We start from the raw sequence: 15,438 nt of genomic DNA, 5'->3' as shown, positions 1-15,438 counted from the left end.
GAGGACAATGACTGCGCCCAACCTTGCGGATAGCGACCGCGCCCAGCTCGTCCACCTGGCGATGAAGACGATCGCGCGAACGGGCGAGGCGACGACGCGCGCCGCGCTGGCCAAGGAAGCGCGCATGCCGCGGGCGCGGATCGACACGATCTTCGCGACCGACGACGCGCTGTTCGACGCGATCCTGGAGGAGTGGTACGCGCCCGATATCGCGATCATGGAGGAGGTCATCGCCTCCGACCTGCCGATCCGGCGCAAGTTCTATGAATTCTTCGCGCGCCGTTTCCTGCGGGAACAGGAACGCTATCGCAAGGACCCGGCGACTTTCGCCGTCTATTGCGAGATCGGGACCGACAAGTTCGAGAACGTGCGCGGCTATATCGACCTGGCCGACCACTACTTGTCCGAACTCATCGCCCAGGCGCAGGAAGAAGGCTATTTCGCCGGTCTCGGCATCAACCAGGCGCTGTCGCTGATCAACCAGATGGTCGCCTGCTACATCCTGCCCCAGATGCTGCTGATGCTGGACGAGGACAAGCTGAGCGCCGGCAAGCTGGCGACGATCATCGATACCCTGTTCGACGGGCTTTCGGGCAAGCAGCGCGGCGCCGCGCCGGTCGCCGGCCTGCGGATCGCCTGAACGGCCCTCAGCGCCCGGTCAGGTCGGTGACCCGCCCGGTGGGCGGCAGCGCCGTGGTTTCGGCCTGCGCGAGATAGGCTTCCATCGCGTCGAGATCGACCGGGCCGGTCACCCCGTCGGTGCCCCGTTCGAACACGGTGAAGCCGTCGCCCCCGGCGGCGAGGAAGCTGTTCATCGTCACGCGGTAGCTCGCCCGCGGATCGATCGGCTGCCCGTCGAGGCTGGCCGAGACGATCCGGCTCCCTTCCGGCCGGCCCATGTCGTAAGCGAAGGCGAACCCTTCGGAGACCGAGAAGGTCTGGACGAAACCGTCCGAATCGAGCTGCTGCTCCAGCAGCGCGAGCAGCTGGCTGCCCGAATAGCTGCGCGTCACCAGGGTATTGCCGAAAGGCTGGGCGGCGAAGATGTCGCCGAAAGTCACCGTCCCGCCCGGGCCCGGCACGATCGGCGCGCGAATGCCCGAATTGTTCATCAGCGCGATCTGCGCGCCGGCCGATCGCGTGGCGAAGAGCTGCGCGTCGGCGATCAGGTTGCCGAGCGCGGTTTCCTCGGTCGCCGGGCCGGGATCGCGCGCCGGGCCCGAAATGCGGCCCACCGGCCGGGTCGATGCCGCGCGCGCGGCCTGCGAATAGCGGGTGACATAGGCGGCCATCTCGCCGTCCGCGGGGAAGACGGCGAAGGCCGGGTCGGCGGCTTCGCCTTCGTTCTGGACCACGATGTTGCGCGCGGCCAGCGAGGCGACCGTATCGCGCGCCGGATCGATCGCGAGGGTGATCTCGGTCAGCAGGGTCCCGCCGTAACCGGCGCTGGTGACGATGAAGCCGCGCGCCGGGTCGACGGTGGCGAAATCGCAGACGTAGGAGCGGTGGGTATGGCCCGAGATGACGAGGTCGACCCGCGGATCGACCCGTTCGAGGATCGCCCGCAGCGGGCCGGCGATCGCGCCGCAGCCGGTGTGCGGCGTGCCCGGTTCGGGTTCCAGCCCCTGGTGGATCGCGACCACGATCGCATCGGCCCCGGCCGCGGCCAGTTGCGGCACGCGCGCGTTGATCGCCTCCGCCTCGTCGCCGAAGGTCAGGCCGGCCACGCCGCTCGGCGTCACCAGGCTCGGCGTGTCCTTCAGCGTCAGCCCGATCACCCCGACCGCGACCGCGCGCTCGCCGCTGCCGAAGCGGCGGATGGCGGTGCCTGGGAACAGCGTCTCGCCCCCCTCGGTCACCACGTTGGCGGCGAGGAAGGCGAAATCCGCCCCGGCGAAGTCCCGCTCCACGGCGCAGGGTTCGCGCAGCCCGTGCCGTTCGCAGCCGCCGTCCTGCAGGCGCTTCAGCTCGCGCCAGCCGCGGTCGAACTCGTGGTTGCCGACCGCGTTGAAATCCAGCCCCATGCGGTTCATCGCGCCGACCGTCGGCTCGTCGAGGAACAGCGAGGAGACGAGCGGGCTGGCGCCGACGAGGTCGCCCGCGGCGATGACCAGCGAATGGTCGCCCCCCGCGCGGTGGCGCGCGACCGCGCTGGCGAGATAGGCCGCCCCGCCGGCGCGCACTTCGCGGCTTTCCCCGCCTTCCAGCGGCACGCGGATCGGCCGGCGCAGCGGCTCCAGGTTGCCGTGGAAATCGTTGAGCCCGACGATCTTCACCGTCACCGGGCCGGCAGTGTCGGTCGTGACGCTATCGGCCGGCGCGGGCGCGCGCGTCGTCGTGCAGGCGGCGAGGGCCGCGATCAGCGGCAGGATGGCGAGGGCGCGGCGGCTTGGCATGGTCGGCGATCCTTGGCGGCAAACGATGTCGGGGGCATGACGGTTCGTGCCGCGGACGGGCGCAGGGCACAAGCCCGCCTGTCGGAATAGTGTCACATTGGCGGGCTAGACGCGCCCCGGTGCGGTTCGCACCGTGGTTTCTTCGCGTGACCTTGTATTGGGGAGCTTGTTCGATGCGTCGTCCACCGGGCACGATGGCACTTGTCGTTTCGATGTCGCTCGCGCTGGCCGCCTGCGGCGAGCGGCCGGAAGGCGAAAGCGCGCAGGATTTCGCCGCGCGCGTCAACGGGGGCGGAGCAGGGGGCGGCAGTGCCCCCGCCGGCGACCCGGCCGCCGCGAACCAGCCCGATGGGCCGCGCGATCCCTCGCTGCCGCGGGTCGCGGCCGACGGGCGCAAGGCGCTGGCGGCGGGCACGGCCTATCGCCGCACCAACCCGGACGGGACGCACGACAGCCTGGCGATCGCCGAGGACGGCACGTTCACGCTCGATCAGGGCGGGCGGCGGCAGACCGGCGAATGGGAATGGCTGCCCGACGGCAAGCGCCTGCGCCTGCTGGGCGTGACGCACCAGCCGATCGTGCTGATCGCCGACGGCGCGCTCTACCGGATGCAGAACGAGAACGTGCCGTTCGACGACGTCACCCCCGACCGGGTCTATCGCCGCGGCGCCGACCCCGCGCCGTAACCGCGGCCGCGCCGCCGGCGCGGGGGCCGGGCGGCTCAGACGTCGAGGTTGGCGACGTTCAGGGCATTGTCCTGGATGAACTCGCGCCGCGGCTCGACCACGTCGCCCATCAGGCGGGTGAAGATCTCGTCGGTGACGTCGGCGTCCTCGACCTTGACCTGCAAGAGCGCGCGGTTTTCCGGGTCGAGCGTGGTTTCCCACAATTGCTCGGCGTTCATTTCGCCCAGCCCCTTGTACCGCTGGACCGAAAGCCCCTTGCGCCCGGCGGCGAGAACCGCGTCGAGCAGCTCGGTCGGCCGGGTGATGGCCTCGCCTGCCGCGGGCGCGACGCCCGCGTCATCCCCTTCGGCCCCGGCGTTCGCGGCTTCCGGCTCGGTGCCGAGGCGGGCCAGGTGCGCGGGCGCGGCATAGACGTCGGCGTTCTCGCTCGCGAGGCCATGGAGCTTGCGCGCCTCGGCACTGGTGACGAAGGCCGCCTCGATATCGTGGACGTCGGTGACCCCGCGCCACAGCCGCTCGAAACGGATGCCGCCCTCGGCATCGAGCGATGCGCTCCACCGCGCCTCGGGATCGGCGCGGCCCAGCCGCTGCGCCGCCTCGTCGAGCGCGCGGGCGCGCCCCGCCGCGTCGAGCGCGGGATCGAGCCCACCCGACAGCGCGAGCTGTTCGACGATCGCCGCGTCGTACTTGCGCGGGACGAAGGCGATCAGGTTGCGGATCCGCAGGCCGTGTTCGACCAGCGCGCGCAAGTCCCCTTCCGCCCGCGCGCCGCCGGCGGTTTCGAGAACCCGGTTCTGCAGCCCGGCATCGACGAGGTAGCGGTCGAGCGCGGCCTGGTCCTTCAGGTAGACCTCGCTGCGGCCCTTGCTCACCTTGTAGAGCGGCGGCTGCGCGATGTAGAGGTGCCCGGCCCGGATGATCTCGGGCATCTGCCGGTGGAAGAACGTGAGCAGAAGCGTGCGGATATGCGCGCCGTCCACGTCGGCGTCGGTCATGATCACGATCTTGTGATAGCGCAGCTTCTCGATGTTGAAATCGTCGCGGATCCCGGTGCCCATGGCCTGGATCAGCGTGCCGACTTCCTTCGATCCGATGATCCGGTCGAACCGGGCGCGCTCGACGTTCAGGATCTTGCCCTTGAGCGGCAGGATCGCCTGGGTCTTGCGGTCGCGGCCCTGCTTGGCCGAACCGCCGGCCGAATCGCCCTCGACCAGGAACAGCTCGCTTTTGGCCGGATCGCGTTCCTGGCAGTCGGCCAGCTTGCCCGGCAGGCTGGCGACGCTCATCGCGCCCTTGCGGCTCATCTCGCGCGCGCGGCGCGCCGCCTCGCGCGCGGCGGCGGCATCGACGATCTTCTGGATGATCGCCTTCGCATCGGCCGGGTTTTCCTCCAGCCACTCGGTCATCTTCTCGCCCATCAGCGATTCGAGCGGCTGGCGGACTTCCGAACTGACCAGCTTGTCCTTCGTCTGGCTGCCGAACTTGGGATCGGGCAGCTTGACCGAGACGATCGCGGTCAGGCCTTCGCGCATGTCCTCGCCGGTCAGCGAGACCTTTTCCTTCTTCAGCAGGCCGGATGCGCTGGCGTAATTGTTGAGCGTGCGCGTCAGCGCGGCGCGGAAGGCGGCGAGGTGCGTCCCGCCGTCGCGCTGGGGGATGTTGTTGGTGAAGCAGAGCACGTTCTCGTAATACGAATCGTTCCACTCCAGCGCGACGTCGATCCCGATCCCGTCCTTCTCGGCCGAGACCGAGATCGGCTCGGCGACGAGCGCCTGCTTGTTGCGGTCGAGGTACTTGACGAAGGCCGCGATCCCGCCCTCGTAGAACAGGTCGTGTTCCCTGATCTCCTCGTGCCGCCGGTCGCGCAGCAGGATGCGGACGCCCGAATTGAGGAAGGCCAGTTCGCGGTAACGGTGCTCGAGCTTGTCGAAATCGAACTCGGTCACGTTCTTGAACGTCTCGGTCGAAGGCAGGAAGGTCACCCGCGTGCCCTTCTTCAACCCGTTCTCGTCGCCGTTCGATTCGACCGGCGGCGCATCGCCGACCACTTTCAGCGGAGCCACGGCATCGCCGTTCTCGAACCGCATCCAGTGTTCCTTGCCGTCGCGCCAGATGGTCAGCTCCAGCCATTCGCTGAGCGCGTTGACCACCGAGACGCCGACCCCGTGCAGGCCGCCCGAGACCTTGTAGGCGTTGTCGTCGCTGGTGTTCTCGAACTTCCCGCCGGCGTGGAGCTGGGTCATGATGACCTCGGCCGCGGAAACGCCCTCTTCCTTGTGCATGTCCACCGGGATGCCGCGGCCGTTGTCCTCGACCGAGACCGAGCCGTCGGGGTTGAGCTCGATCAGGACGAGATCGCAATGGCCGGCCAGCGCCTCGTCGATCGCGTTGTCCGACACTTCGAACACCATGTGGTGCAGGCCCGATCCGTCGTCGGTATCGCCGATATACATGCCCGGCCGCTTGCGGACCGCGTCCAGCCCCTTGAGGACCTTGATCGAATCGGCGCCGTAGCCGTTGCGCTTCGCCGTTTCCGGCGGGGTGTTTTCGGGGGTGTCTTCCATGGCGATTATATAGGCCGCGGGGGCGCCGATCCCAAGCGAATCGCGCGGTCGCGGGGGATTTTTCCACCGCTTGCCACCCGGTTTCGCGGATACTTCGCCCCTCCCGCGCGTTGACGGGCACGGTTTCGTGCGCGCTGCGAAGGGGAAGGCAAGGGATGCGACGGCTCGTCTGGCTGGCATTCGCCCTGTCGCTCGCGGCATGCGGCCCCTTTCCGCGCGATCCCGATCGGACCGAGGAACTGGTCCGCGAAAGCGGCACGATCCGCCTCGGCTGGGTGCGCGGCACCGCTCCCGAGCGCGAGGCGGCGCAGGCCCTGGCCGCCGTGGCGCGGGCGACCTCGGCCCGCGTCGAGCGCGTGCCGGGCGACAGCGAGACCCTGCTGCGCGACCTGGCCGACGGGCGGATCGACCTGGTCTATGGCACTTTCGCGATGGCCAGCCCGTGGGCGAAGGAGGTCCATTTCGGCCCGGCGATCGGGTGGCGCGCCGCCCCGCCGCGCAACCAGCCGGCCGCGCGCTTCGCCATGCGTAACGGGGAAAACCGCTGGATCATGACGGTCGAGCAGGCAGTGCGGCCATGAACCAGCTGCCGAAGGAAATCCGCCCGGAAATGGCCCGCGCCCGGCGGCTGGAATGGTGGACGCTGGCAGGCATGGGCAGCGTGGTCGCGGCGATGTATTTCGCGATGGGATCGAGCCAGGCGATGAAGACCGCCTTCATCGAGGATCTCCTGGGGCTGGTGCCGGCAGTGACCTTTCTCGTCGCGGCGCGGCTCGAACCCCGCCCGCCGACGCGCAAGTATCCTTACGGCTTCGTGCGGGTGGACAGCCTCGCCTTCATGGCCAGCGCGGTCGTCCTCGCCGCCGTCGGCGCCTGGCTGCTGTTCGACGGGGTCAGCGCGCTGGCCGCGGGCGAGCACCCGACGATCGGGCCGGTGACGATCTTCGGCCACACGGTCTGGCTCGGCTGGATCATGCTCGCCGCGCTCGCCTGGTCGGTCGTCGTGCCCGTCGTGCTCGGCCGGCTCAAGCGCCCGGTGGCCTCGAAACTGTGCGACAAGGTGCTGCACACCGATGCCCTGATGCAGAAGGCGGACTGGCAGACCGGGCTCGCCGGGATGGCCGGGGTGCTGGGCATCGGAATGGGGCTGTGGTGGGCCGATTCGGCAGCGGCGGCGGCGATCGCGCTGTCGATCCTCTACGACGGGGCGCGGAACATCCGCACCGCGGCGGCCGAGCTGCTCGACGGAATGCCGCGGCAGCTGGAAAGCGCGGAGATCTCTCCCGATGCCGAGCGGCTGAAACGGCGGCTGGAGGCGCGCTGGCCCGACGGCCACGTGCGCCTGCGCGAATCGGGGCGCTATATCCTCGCCAATGTCGGCGACACCTGCCCGCCCGGCGACCTGCCGCCGCTGGAGGAATGGATGGGCGACGACGCCGGCTGGCGTCTCGCGCAGCTCAGCTTCACCCCGCCCGGCTGCGCTCGCAGCGACGAAGATTGACGCGCGCGTAAAGTGCGCGCTTGCCGCCGCTGGCCGTGGCGCTAGGATCGCGGCGATGACGAAAGACGATATCGGGGCCCTGGTCGGGGCCGAATGGGGCTCCTTTCCCGCCATGCTGGCGGCCTGGGCCGAGGCGCAGCCCGACGCACTCGCCCTGCGCGACGATCGCGGGGCGCTGACCTGGGGCGAGCTGGCGGACCGGGTGGAACGGATCGCCGCCCGCCTCCAGGCCGACGGGCTGGAGCGGGGGCAGGCCGTGGCCATCCTCGGCACTTCGGGGATCGCCTATGCGCTCGTGTTCCTTGCCGCGGTGCGCGCGGGCGGCGTGGCCGCTCCGCTGACGACCAGCGCGAGCCGCGAACAGCTGGAGGGCATGGCCGGCGACAGCGGCGCGCGGCACCTGTTCGTCGATCGCGCGCGGCGCAGCGAGCTGGGCGACGATTTCCTGCCGGACATGGACCATGTTCTGCTGGACGAGGAGCTGGACGGCTGGATGGCGCCTGCCGGCACCCGCGCCGAGCCTTTCGCGCCGGCGCCGGGCGATCCGTTCAACATCATCTATTCCAGCGGCACGACCGGCGTGCCCAAGGGCATCGTCCATTCGCACCAGATGCGCTGGCGCCAGTTCGCCTCGATCGCGGCGTCCTATCTCGGCAACGGGCTGGAGCCGCGCGCTCTCGCCTCGACCCCGCTCTATTCGAACACGACGATGGTCGCCTTCCTCGCGCCGCTGCTTGCCGGGGGCATGGTGCGCGTGATGGGCAAGTTCGCGGCCGAGGCCTGGCTCGCCCATGCCGAGGCGGACCGCACGACGGTGACGATGCTGGTGCCGGTGCAATACCAGCGGCTGATGGACGAGCCGCGCTTCGACCGGTTCGACTTGTCCTCGCTGGCGCTGAAATACTGCACCTCGGCACCCTTCCCGGCCCCGCTGAAGCGCGAGGTCCTGCGCCGGATGCCCGGGGCTCTGGTGGAAATCTACTCGATGACGGAAGGCGGCGTCGTGTGCCTGCTGCCCTGTCACGAGTTTCCCGACAAGCTCCATACCGTCGGCCGCCCGGCGCCGGGCAGCGAGCTGAAAGTGCTCGACGACGAGGACCGCGAGGTGCCGCCGGGGGTGGCCGGCAACCTCGTCGGCCGCAGCCAGACGATGATGAGCGGGTACAAGAACCGGCCGGACAAGACGCGCGAGGGATACTGGACCGACCCGGAAACGGGCGCGGTGTGGCAACGGATGGGCGATATCGGCCGGGTCGATGCCGACGGCTTCGTCGAACTGGTCGGCCGCGCCAAGGACATGATCATCTCGGGCGGGTTCAACATCTACCCCGCCGACCTCGAGGCGGAGCTGGAGCGCGAGGACGACGTGGCCGAGGCGGCCGTCGTCGGCGTGGCCAGCCGCCGTTGGGGCGAAAGCCCGGTCGGTTTTGCCCGCCTCGCGCCGGGCGCCCGGCCGATGGCCGAGATCCTCGCGGCGGTGAACGCGCGGCTGGGCAAGACCCAGCGCCTGGCGGCGCTGCACCCGGTGGACGAGATGCCGCGCAGCCATATCGGCAAACTGCTCAAGACCGAGCTTCGTGAAAGGGCGGAGGCGATAGGCGGCGTCGAATAGGCACGCCGGGGAAGATCTGCCGGCTGGGGAAAGGCGCGATGGAGACGCGGCCGCCACTATGGGGGGGGGGAGGACTTGGCGGCCGCGCCTCTCTCGCTGTTCTTCCTCCAGGCTCAGGCGATTGCTGCACCGAGCATGAGGCTGCTGATCGAAGCAGCCGCGAGGAAGGCCAGGAACTGCGATGCAGTCGTGCGCATGGCATGGCTCCTGTTTCTGAGAGGCCGGGGGAAGGGGGGAGAGAGGAGAGAGAGGAACCTTCCGCCCGGCTCGAGAGGTGAAATAATCTTTCGCCTTGCTTTTCACAAATGAGAAAACTGCCACTTTCGTTGAGAAATCTGCAACCAAAAACGGTAAAATCGCGCTTTAGTGGTGCAAATTTCTGTTGAATCGGCAGGTGGCGGCGCGGCGCCAAGTGCGTGGCCAGAGGGGAAAAGGCGCGCGGCTGGCCGCGAAAAACGCGGCACCGCACGCGGTGAGGAGAAGCGCTGCCGCGATAGGCGTGCCCAGGGTGCCCGGCGCTTGCGCGAACTGCACGGGGCCAGTCGAAACTACGGGCCCCAACGAAAATCCGGCGCCGCCAGCTTTCGTGGCGACGCCGGATCGTCGAGTTCGGGGAAAGTCGCGCGTCAGCTGGCGCTGGCGAGGCGTGCGGTGCGCTTGCGGGCAATCACCTCCTCGGCCGATTCGACCAGCGAGGCCTTGCACGCCCGGTCGTAGGGCACCGGGTTGAACGACAGCGCGTCGGGATAGGCGCAGGCTTCCTTTGCCGCCGCTTCGACCCGCTTGTGCAGCGCGCGGACCTGGGCCGGGTCGCGCAAGTCGAGATCGTCGAAATGCACCGCGATCGTGACTTTGCGCGGTTCGGCCTGCGCGGGCGCGCCCAGGAGGGCGAGCGAGGCCAGGCCGGCGGCGAGAATGTGGGGGAACTTCATGAGCGTCTCCTTCGACAAGGTGTGGTCGCTCTCAAACATCCGTTTGTTGTTCTCGCCTGCGATTGTGCGCTGCACCATTACCCTTCGCAAGTGCAAAATACGCGATCGAGGGTGAACGCCATGCACGTTTCGCCTTCATCGGCGCACCCGCCCCCGCACCGGCCCGGGTCGCCCGGCGCGGCGAATGCTGGACAGGCACCACGCGCTGGCCTTAACGGATCCCCCCATGCAGCCAGAACACCTCCCCGATTCCATCCTGATCGTCGATTTCGGCAGCCAGGTCACCCAGCTCATCGCGCGCCGAGTGCGCGAGGCCGGCGTCTATTCCGAGATCGCGCCCTTCACCCAGGCGGAGGAGGCGTTCCATCGCCTGAAGCCCCGGGGGATCATTCTCTCGGGCTCGCCCGCCAGCGTTTGCGACGAGGATAGCCCGCGCGCGCCGCAGGTCCTGTTCGACAGCGGCCTGCCGATCCTGGGCATTTGCTATGGCCAGCAGGTCATGACCCAGCAGCTCGGCGGCGAAGTGCGCCCCGGGCACGAGACCGGCGAAGGGGGCGAGTTCGGCCGCGCCTACCTCACGGTGACCGAACCCTGCGCGCTGTTCGACGGCCTCTGGCAGACCGATGAACGCCACCAGGTCTGGATGAGCCACGGCGACAAGGTCACGCGCTTCGCCCCCGGCTTCCGGATCGTCGCGACCAGCGACGGCGCCCCTTTCGCGGTGATCGCCGACGAGGAACGCAAGTATTACGGCACCCAGTTCCATCCCGAGGTGGTCCACACGCCCGACGGCGGCAGGCTGCTGGCCAATTTCGTGCGCCATGTCTGCGGCCTCGCGGGCGACTGGACGATGGCCGAGTTCCGCAAGACCAAGATCGCGGAAATCCGCGAGCAGGTCGGCGACGGGAAAGTGATCTGCGGCCTTTCCGGCGGGGTCGATTCGGCGGTGGCCGCGGTCCTGATCCACGAGGCGATCGGCGACCAGCTGACGTGCGTCTTCGTCGACCACGGGCTGATGCGGATGAACGAGGCGGAGCAGGTCGTGACCCTGTTCCGCGATCACTACAACATCCCGCTGGTCCACGTCGATGCGGAGGACATGTTCCTGTCCGGCCTCGCCGGCGAAACCGATCCGGAGGAGAAACGCAAGTTCATCGGCAAGGCCTTCATCGACCTGTTCGAAGCCGAGGCGAAGAAGATCGGCGGTGCCGATTTCCTCGCCCAGGGCACGCTCTACCCCGACGTCATCGAATCGGTGTCCTTCACCGGCGGGCCAAGCGTCACGATCAAGAGCCACCACAATGTCGGCGGCCTGCCCGAGCGGATGAACATGAAGCTGGTCGAGCCCCTGCGCGAGCTGTTCAAGGACGAGGTCCGCGTGCTCGGCCGCGAACTCGGCCTGCCCGAGGTCTTCGTCGGCCGTCATCCCTTCCCCGGGCCGGGCCTGGCCATCCGCATTCCGGGCGAAGTGACGAAGGAACGGTGCGACATCCTGCGCAAGGCCGACGCCATCTACCTCGAGGAAATCCGCGCCGCCGGCCTCTACGACGCGATCTGGCAGGCCTTTGCCGTGCTGCTGCCGGTCAAGACCGTGGGCGTGATGGGCGACGGGCGCACCTACGACAGCGTCTGCGGGCTCCGCGCGGTGACCAGCACCGACGGGATGACGGCCGATGTCTATCCGTTCGATGCCAGCTTCCTCACCCGAGTCGCGACCCGCATCGTCAACGAGGTGAAGGGCATCAACCGCGTGGTCTACGATTACACGTCCAAGCCGCCCGGCACGATCGAGTGGGAATAGCGCGGCCGCGCCACGGCCCGCGCTGTTCGGCCGGGTCCATCACGGTGGGCGGAATTTGCGATCGAGAAAACGCTTGATCTCAAGTTTGGTTGAAGTTGTATCGACGTGTTCCTCATCGAAGCAATCGAAGGAACGAGGAACATGGCGGATACTTTCCGGATCGGGCTGATCTACGGCAGCACGCGGCGCGGCAGGCTGTGCGACCGGGTCGCGCAATGGGTGGCCGAACGGGTCGCGGCGCATGGCGGAATGGCGATCGAGACGATCGACCCGGCCGCCGGGCACGACGATCGCGAGCTTGCGCGGCGGATCGGTCGGGCCGACGGCTTCATCGTCGTCACCCCCGAATACAACCACAGCTTCCCCGCCCCGCTGAAGGCGCTGATCGACGCGGCCAACGCCGAATGGCATGCCAAGCCGGTGGGCTTCGTCTCCTACGGCGGGATCTCCGGCGGGCTGCGCGCGGTCGAGCACTTGCGCGGCGTCTTTGCCGAGCTGCACGCGGTCGGCCTGCGCGACACGGTCAGCTTCGCCGCGGCGTGGGAACAGTTCGGCGAAAACGCCCGGCTGCACGATCCGGAGCGGTCCGCGCGCGCCATGGCCGCGATGCTGCGCCGGCTTGAATGGTGGACCGGTGCGCTGCGCGACGCGCGCGGTGCCCGCGCCTACGGCGAAGCGGCATGAGCGCGCCGGGCGTGGACCTCGCCGCCTATTGCGCGCGCATCGGCCATTCGGGGCCGCTGCGGCCCGACCTCGACACCCTGCGCGCCCTGCAGGAACGCCACCCGGCGGCAATCGCGTTCGAGGCGATCGATGTCCTGCTCGGGCGCGGGGTGGACCTTTCGCCCGCGGCGGTCGATGCCAAGCTGATCGGCGCGGGCCGCGGCGGCTACTGCTACGAACACAACAGCCTGTTCAAGCGGGTGCTGGAGGCGATCGGGTTCGAGGTCGAAGGGCTGATCGCGCGGGTGAACTGGCAGACGGCGCCCGATGCGCCCCTGTCGCCGCCTTCGCACATGGCGCTGCGGGTCACGGTGGGCGGCGTGCGCTACCTGGTGGACGTGGGCTTCGGAAGCTGCGTGCCGACCGCGCCGCTGCGCCTTGCCGCGCGCGAACCGCAGAGCACCGGGCACGAGATCTTCCGCCTGCGCCCGGCGGGCGGCGAGATGCAACTGGAAGCCTCGATCGCCGGGCGGTGGCAACCGGTCTATCGCCTGCTGCCCGGGCCATTGCTCGACGGCGATTACCGCCTGCACAACTGGTACACCTCGACCCACCCGGATTCGCATTTCCGCCACCGCCTGATCGTGACCCGCACCACGCCGGAGGCTCGCCACGTCCTGGCCGATTCGCGGCTGACCGTTCGCGGTCGCGACGGCACCGTGCAGCAGGAAACGCTCGACGCCGACGCGCTCGAGACGGCGCTGGCCGAACGGTTCGGTCTGCCGGTCGAGGCCGCCTGGCGGCCGGCGATCGAGCGCGCGGCCGGGGCGCCGCCGTCCGGCTGACCTGTCGCCGGGGACGCCTACCCCGCCGCGCCTCCCGCCTTGCCAGCCCGCCCGATTTGCGACAGGTCGGCGCCAGACAGCGCTGTAAAGGGGAGAGACGAATGAAGACCGCGATCACCGAGATGTTCGGTATCGAGCACCCGATCATCCAGGGCGGGATGCACTACGTCGGGCTCGCCGAAATGGCGGCCGCCGTGTCGAACGCCGGCGGGCTGGGGATCATCACCGGGCTGACCCAGAAGACCCCGGCCGACCTCGCCAACGAGATCGCCCGCTGCCGCGACATGACCGACAAGCCTTTCGGCGTGAACCTGACCTTCCTGCCCACGGTCAATGCGCCCGATTACCCCGGCTATGTCCGCGCGATCGTCGAAGGCGGGGTAAAAGTGGTCGAGACCGCGGGCAACAACCCGCAGGCCGTCCTCCCCCACCTGAAGGACGCGGGCATCCGGGTGATCCACAAGTGCACGAGCGTGCGCCACGCGCTGAAGGCGCAGTCGATCGGGTGCGACGCGGTCTCGGTCGACGGGTTCGAATGCGGCGGACACCCGGGGGAGGACGACGTGCCGAACTTCATCCTCCTCCCCCGCGCGGCCGACGAGCTGGAGATTCCCTTCGTTTCCAGTGGCGGCATGGCCGACGGGCGCAGCCTCGTCGCCAGCCTGGCATTCGGCGCCGCGGGCATGAACATGGGCACCCGCTTCATCGCCACGCAGGAGGCCCCGGTTCACGACAACGTCAAGCAGGCGATCCTGGCCGCGAGCGAGCTCGACACCCGGCTGGTCATGCGCCCGCTGCGCAATACCGAGCGGGTCCTGACCAACGACGCGGTCGAGCGCCTGCTGGAGAAGGAACGGGCGCTGGGCGCGGACCTGAAGTTCGAGGACATCATCGAGGAAGTGGCCGGCGTCTATCCGTCGATCATGCGCGAAGGGGAAATGGACCGCGGGGCGTGGAGCTGCGGGATGGTCGCCGGGCTCGTCTACGACATCCCGACCTGCGGCGAACTGATCGATCGCATCATGCAGCAGGCGAGCGACATCATCGACCGGATGGACGGGTTGCGCCGGGCGTGATGCCGGGGCGGCCTGCCGGCTACCAGGCGTAACCGGCGGCCACGGCGCGCCGCTCCGCCGCGCTCGATCGGCGGCCCAGCACGGCATTGCGGTGCGGGAAGCGGCCGAAGCGGGCGATCATGCGATAATGGCTGCGCGCGAAGCCGCGCTGCCCGCTCGACCGGGCGAAATAGGCCAGCGAGGCGCGCTGGTCGGCGATGCGCTCGCTATGCATCAACGGCATGGCCACGAAGGCGCGTTGCCGTTCGGGCAGGGCGCGGTCGGCCCCGCTGGCGATCATGCCCCGGGCGATGTGGCGCGCGAGGCGGTCCGAGGCGAAAGCCCGCGCCTGGCCGCGGAACAGGTTGCGCGGGACCTGGTCGAACAACAGGATCGCCGCCAGCGCGACGCGTGTGTCGCCGAGGAAGTCGCGCGCCGGGCGATGGCGAAGCGCGTGCCATTCGCGCGCGAACCGCTCCTGCAGCAGCGCATCGACCCGCTCGCCGCCGCCGAACCAGTCGCCGGGGCCGAGCCGGTGGAACCAGACATGCAGCAATTCCGCCGCCCAGCGGCGCGGGGCGGCGGTCATGCCGGAATCAGCCTTCGACTTTCTCGTAAGGGACGAAATCGCCCAGGAAGATATTGCCGGTGTAAAAGCCGCCCATCCGGTCGAACGTCGTGATGATGTCCGTCTGGCACAGCTGGCTTCCCGTGCGGCGAATGGCCATGGCATCGCCGTCGTCGAGCGAATCGGCGTCGCGCGGGACATTGACGTAGAGCGTGCGCCCGCGTTCGATCACGATCGCGGTCCCGTCTATGATCCGCATGCGGGTGCTGGGCCCCATGTGGACGCACGATTGCGGTTCGCCCGCGACGCGCCCTTCGATCATTTCCGCCAGCCGCGCCGCGCCTTCGCCGTCATGATCGTCGGCCACGGCCGGGGCGGCCATGCAGGCCGCCGCGAGGGCCGCTGCGGAAAATGCTATCCTGCCAGCCATGGTTCAGCCCTTCCGGTAAGGGACGAAGGCGACCAGATCGAGCGGCCCCTGCCGGCCCGATACCTTGTCGCTGCTGCACAGGCGCTGGCCGAAGGCGGTGAAATCGAACCGGTCCGCCTCGCGAAGGGCGTCGGGGCTGGTGGTCGTGTTGACCCACAAGGTATCGCCGCTGCGGAAGACCAGCGCGGAGTTCTCGACCACGATCAGCCGGCTGACCGGGCGCAGCATGATGCAATCCTCGGCCGGGCCGGCGACTCGCCCCGCCAGCATCTTCGACAGCTCGCCCTGTGCCTCGGCAGGGGCGCTCTGCGCCGCGAGCGTCATGGCCATCGATGCCAGGGCGGCCCCGGCAGCTGCCGCGAACTTGCCAAACTTCATAATCAGA

15 protein-coding genes are annotated in these 15,438 nt (G+C 69.2%); 9 read left to right on the top strand and 6 right to left on the bottom strand.

Features of this window, described 5'->3' with window-relative positions:
• Positions 1-7: 7 nt before the first annotated feature.
• Positions 8-640: a TetR/AcrR family transcriptional regulator gene (locus GRI72_RS12185; RefSeq protein ID WP_160734190.1), complete on the top strand. Its 633-nt coding sequence runs from the start codon at positions 8-10 to the stop codon at positions 638-640.
• 7 nt (positions 641-647) lie between these two features.
• Here GRI72_RS12185 and GRI72_RS12180 read toward each other — a convergent pair whose 3' ends face one another.
• On the bottom strand, positions 648-2,396 hold the full coding sequence (locus GRI72_RS12180) for a bifunctional metallophosphatase/5'-nucleotidase (RefSeq protein ID WP_160734189.1): 1,749 nt from the start codon (positions 2,394-2,396) through the stop codon (positions 648-650).
• A gap of 173 nt (positions 2,397-2,569) precedes the next feature.
• On the opposite strand from GRI72_RS12180, the gene GRI72_RS12175 reads away from it, so the two are divergent.
• Complete coding sequence (locus tag GRI72_RS12175) at positions 2,570-3,082, top strand: hypothetical protein (RefSeq protein ID WP_160734188.1); 513 nt, start codon at positions 2,570-2,572, stop codon at positions 3,080-3,082.
• Positions 3,083-3,117: 35 nt separating this feature from the next.
• Here the strand turns inward: GRI72_RS12175 and gyrB are convergent, their stop codons facing one another.
• Positions 3,118-5,646, bottom strand: a complete 2,529-nt coding sequence (gene gyrB / locus GRI72_RS12170; protein WP_160734187.1) for a DNA topoisomerase (ATP-hydrolyzing) subunit B — start codon at positions 5,644-5,646, stop codon at positions 3,118-3,120.
• A 155-nt stretch (positions 5,647-5,801) separates the two neighbouring features.
• Here gyrB and GRI72_RS12165 point away from each other — a divergent pair, with 155 nt between their 5' ends.
• From GRI72_RS12165 to GRI72_RS12155, 3 genes are read left to right on the top strand one after another with little or no spacing between them, the layout of a single operon-like run.
• Positions 5,802-6,227, top strand: a complete 426-nt coding sequence (locus GRI72_RS12165) for a type 2 periplasmic-binding domain-containing protein (protein WP_160734186.1) — start codon at positions 5,802-5,804, stop codon at positions 6,225-6,227.
• Positions 6,224-7,147, top strand: a complete 924-nt coding sequence (locus GRI72_RS12160) for a cation diffusion facilitator family transporter (protein WP_160734185.1) — start codon at positions 6,224-6,226, stop codon at positions 7,145-7,147. Before GRI72_RS12165 ends, GRI72_RS12160 begins: the two co-directional genes overlap by 4 nt.
• Before the next feature lie 55 nt (positions 7,148-7,202).
• Positions 7,203-8,759: a class I adenylate-forming enzyme family protein gene (locus GRI72_RS12155; protein WP_160734184.1), complete on the top strand. Its 1,557-nt coding sequence runs from the start codon at positions 7,203-7,205 to the stop codon at positions 8,757-8,759.
• 626 nt (positions 8,760-9,385) lie between these two features.
• On the opposite strand, the gene GRI72_RS12150 is transcribed toward GRI72_RS12155, so the two are convergent.
• Positions 9,386-9,691: a UrcA family protein gene (locus tag GRI72_RS12150; RefSeq protein WP_160734183.1), complete on the bottom strand. Its 306-nt coding sequence runs from the start codon at positions 9,689-9,691 to the stop codon at positions 9,386-9,388.
• A gap of 226 nt (positions 9,692-9,917) precedes the next feature.
• Between GRI72_RS12150 and guaA the strand changes: the two genes are divergently transcribed.
• From guaA to GRI72_RS12130, 4 genes are all read left to right on the top strand, one after another.
• Positions 9,918-11,492 carry a glutamine-hydrolyzing GMP synthase gene (gene guaA, locus GRI72_RS12145; protein ID WP_160734182.1) on the top strand — a complete coding sequence of 525 codons (1,575 nt, stop codon included), beginning with the start codon at positions 9,918-9,920 and terminating at the stop codon, positions 11,490-11,492.
• Between the two features lie 141 nt (positions 11,493-11,633).
• Positions 11,634-12,176, top strand: a complete 543-nt coding sequence (locus tag GRI72_RS12140; RefSeq protein WP_160734181.1) for an NADPH-dependent FMN reductase — start codon at positions 11,634-11,636, stop codon at positions 12,174-12,176.
• A complete protein-coding gene (locus GRI72_RS12135; protein ID WP_160734180.1) occupies positions 12,173-13,000 on the top strand; it encodes an arylamine N-acetyltransferase family protein in 828 nt (275 codons plus the stop codon). Before GRI72_RS12140 ends, GRI72_RS12135 begins: the two co-directional genes overlap by 4 nt.
• Before the next feature lie 101 nt (positions 13,001-13,101).
• The gene (locus GRI72_RS12130) at positions 13,102-14,076 is read left to right on the top strand and encodes an NAD(P)H-dependent flavin oxidoreductase (RefSeq protein ID WP_160734179.1); all 975 of its coding nucleotides are present in this window, start codon (positions 13,102-13,104) and stop codon (positions 14,074-14,076) included.
• Between the two features lie 19 nt (positions 14,077-14,095).
• On the opposite strand, the gene GRI72_RS12125 is transcribed toward GRI72_RS12130, so the two are convergent.
• From GRI72_RS12125 to GRI72_RS12115, 3 genes are read right to left on the bottom strand one after another with little or no spacing between them, the layout of a single operon-like run.
• Complete coding sequence (locus tag GRI72_RS12125) at positions 14,096-14,644, bottom strand: DUF924 family protein (RefSeq protein WP_160734178.1); 549 nt, start codon at positions 14,642-14,644, stop codon at positions 14,096-14,098.
• 7 nt (positions 14,645-14,651) lie between these two features.
• The gene (locus tag GRI72_RS12120; RefSeq protein WP_160734177.1) at positions 14,652-15,053 is read right to left on the bottom strand and encodes a hypothetical protein; all 402 of its coding nucleotides are present in this window, start codon (positions 15,051-15,053) and stop codon (positions 14,652-14,654) included.
• A gap of 3 nt (positions 15,054-15,056) precedes the next feature.
• Positions 15,057-15,431: a hypothetical protein gene (locus GRI72_RS12115; protein ID WP_160734176.1), complete on the bottom strand. Its 375-nt coding sequence runs from the start codon at positions 15,429-15,431 to the stop codon at positions 15,057-15,059.
• Positions 15,432-15,438: the final 7 nt, after the last annotated feature.

Source organism: Pelagerythrobacter marinus (assembly GCF_009827515.1).
GTDB lineage: Bacteria > Pseudomonadota > Alphaproteobacteria > Sphingomonadales > Sphingomonadaceae > Pelagerythrobacter > Pelagerythrobacter marinus.
Note: the sequence above shows the minus strand (reverse complement) of the source record. Positions and strands in the feature narration are given on the sequence as shown.

What these genes read in the sequence shown, in the direction of transcription:
- GRI72_RS12135 (WP_160734180.1), top strand. Translation starts at nt 12,173, where the DNA reads ATGAGCGCGCCGGGCGTGGACCTCGCCGCCTATTGCGCGCGCATCGGC.
- GRI72_RS12130 (WP_160734179.1), top strand. Translation starts at nt 13,102, where the DNA reads ATGAAGACCGCGATCACCGAGATGTTCGGTATCGAGCACCCGATCATC.
- GRI72_RS12120 (WP_160734177.1), bottom strand. Translation starts at nt 15,053, where the DNA reads ATGGCTGGCAGGATAGCATTTTCCGCAGCGGCCCTCGCGGCGGCCTGC.
- GRI72_RS12160 (WP_160734185.1), top strand. Translation starts at nt 6,224, where the DNA reads ATGAACCAGCTGCCGAAGGAAATCCGCCCGGAAATGGCCCGCGCCCGG.
- GRI72_RS12180 (WP_160734189.1), bottom strand. Translation starts at nt 2,396, where the DNA reads ATGCCAAGCCGCCGCGCCCTCGCCATCCTGCCGCTGATCGCGGCCCTC.
- GRI72_RS12185 (WP_160734190.1), top strand. Translation starts at nt 8, where the DNA reads ATGACTGCGCCCAACCTTGCGGATAGCGACCGCGCCCAGCTCGTCCAC.
- GRI72_RS12150 (WP_160734183.1), bottom strand. Translation starts at nt 9,691, where the DNA reads ATGAAGTTCCCCCACATTCTCGCCGCCGGCCTGGCCTCGCTCGCCCTC.
- GRI72_RS12165 (WP_160734186.1), top strand. Translation starts at nt 5,802, where the DNA reads ATGCGACGGCTCGTCTGGCTGGCATTCGCCCTGTCGCTCGCGGCATGC.
- GRI72_RS12115 (WP_160734176.1), bottom strand. Translation starts at nt 15,431, where the DNA reads ATGAAGTTTGGCAAGTTCGCGGCAGCTGCCGGGGCCGCCCTGGCATCG.
- GRI72_RS12155 (WP_160734184.1), top strand. Translation starts at nt 7,203, where the DNA reads ATGACGAAAGACGATATCGGGGCCCTGGTCGGGGCCGAATGGGGCTCC.
- GRI72_RS12175 (WP_160734188.1), top strand. Translation starts at nt 2,570, where the DNA reads ATGCGTCGTCCACCGGGCACGATGGCACTTGTCGTTTCGATGTCGCTC.
- guaA (WP_160734182.1), top strand. Translation starts at nt 9,918, where the DNA reads ATGCAGCCAGAACACCTCCCCGATTCCATCCTGATCGTCGATTTCGGC.
- GRI72_RS12140 (WP_160734181.1), top strand. Translation starts at nt 11,634, where the DNA reads ATGGCGGATACTTTCCGGATCGGGCTGATCTACGGCAGCACGCGGCGC.
- gyrB (WP_160734187.1), bottom strand. Translation starts at nt 5,646, where the DNA reads ATGGAAGACACCCCCGAAAACACCCCGCCGGAAACGGCGAAGCGCAAC.
- GRI72_RS12125 (WP_160734178.1), bottom strand. Translation starts at nt 14,644, where the DNA reads ATGACCGCCGCCCCGCGCCGCTGGGCGGCGGAATTGCTGCATGTCTGG.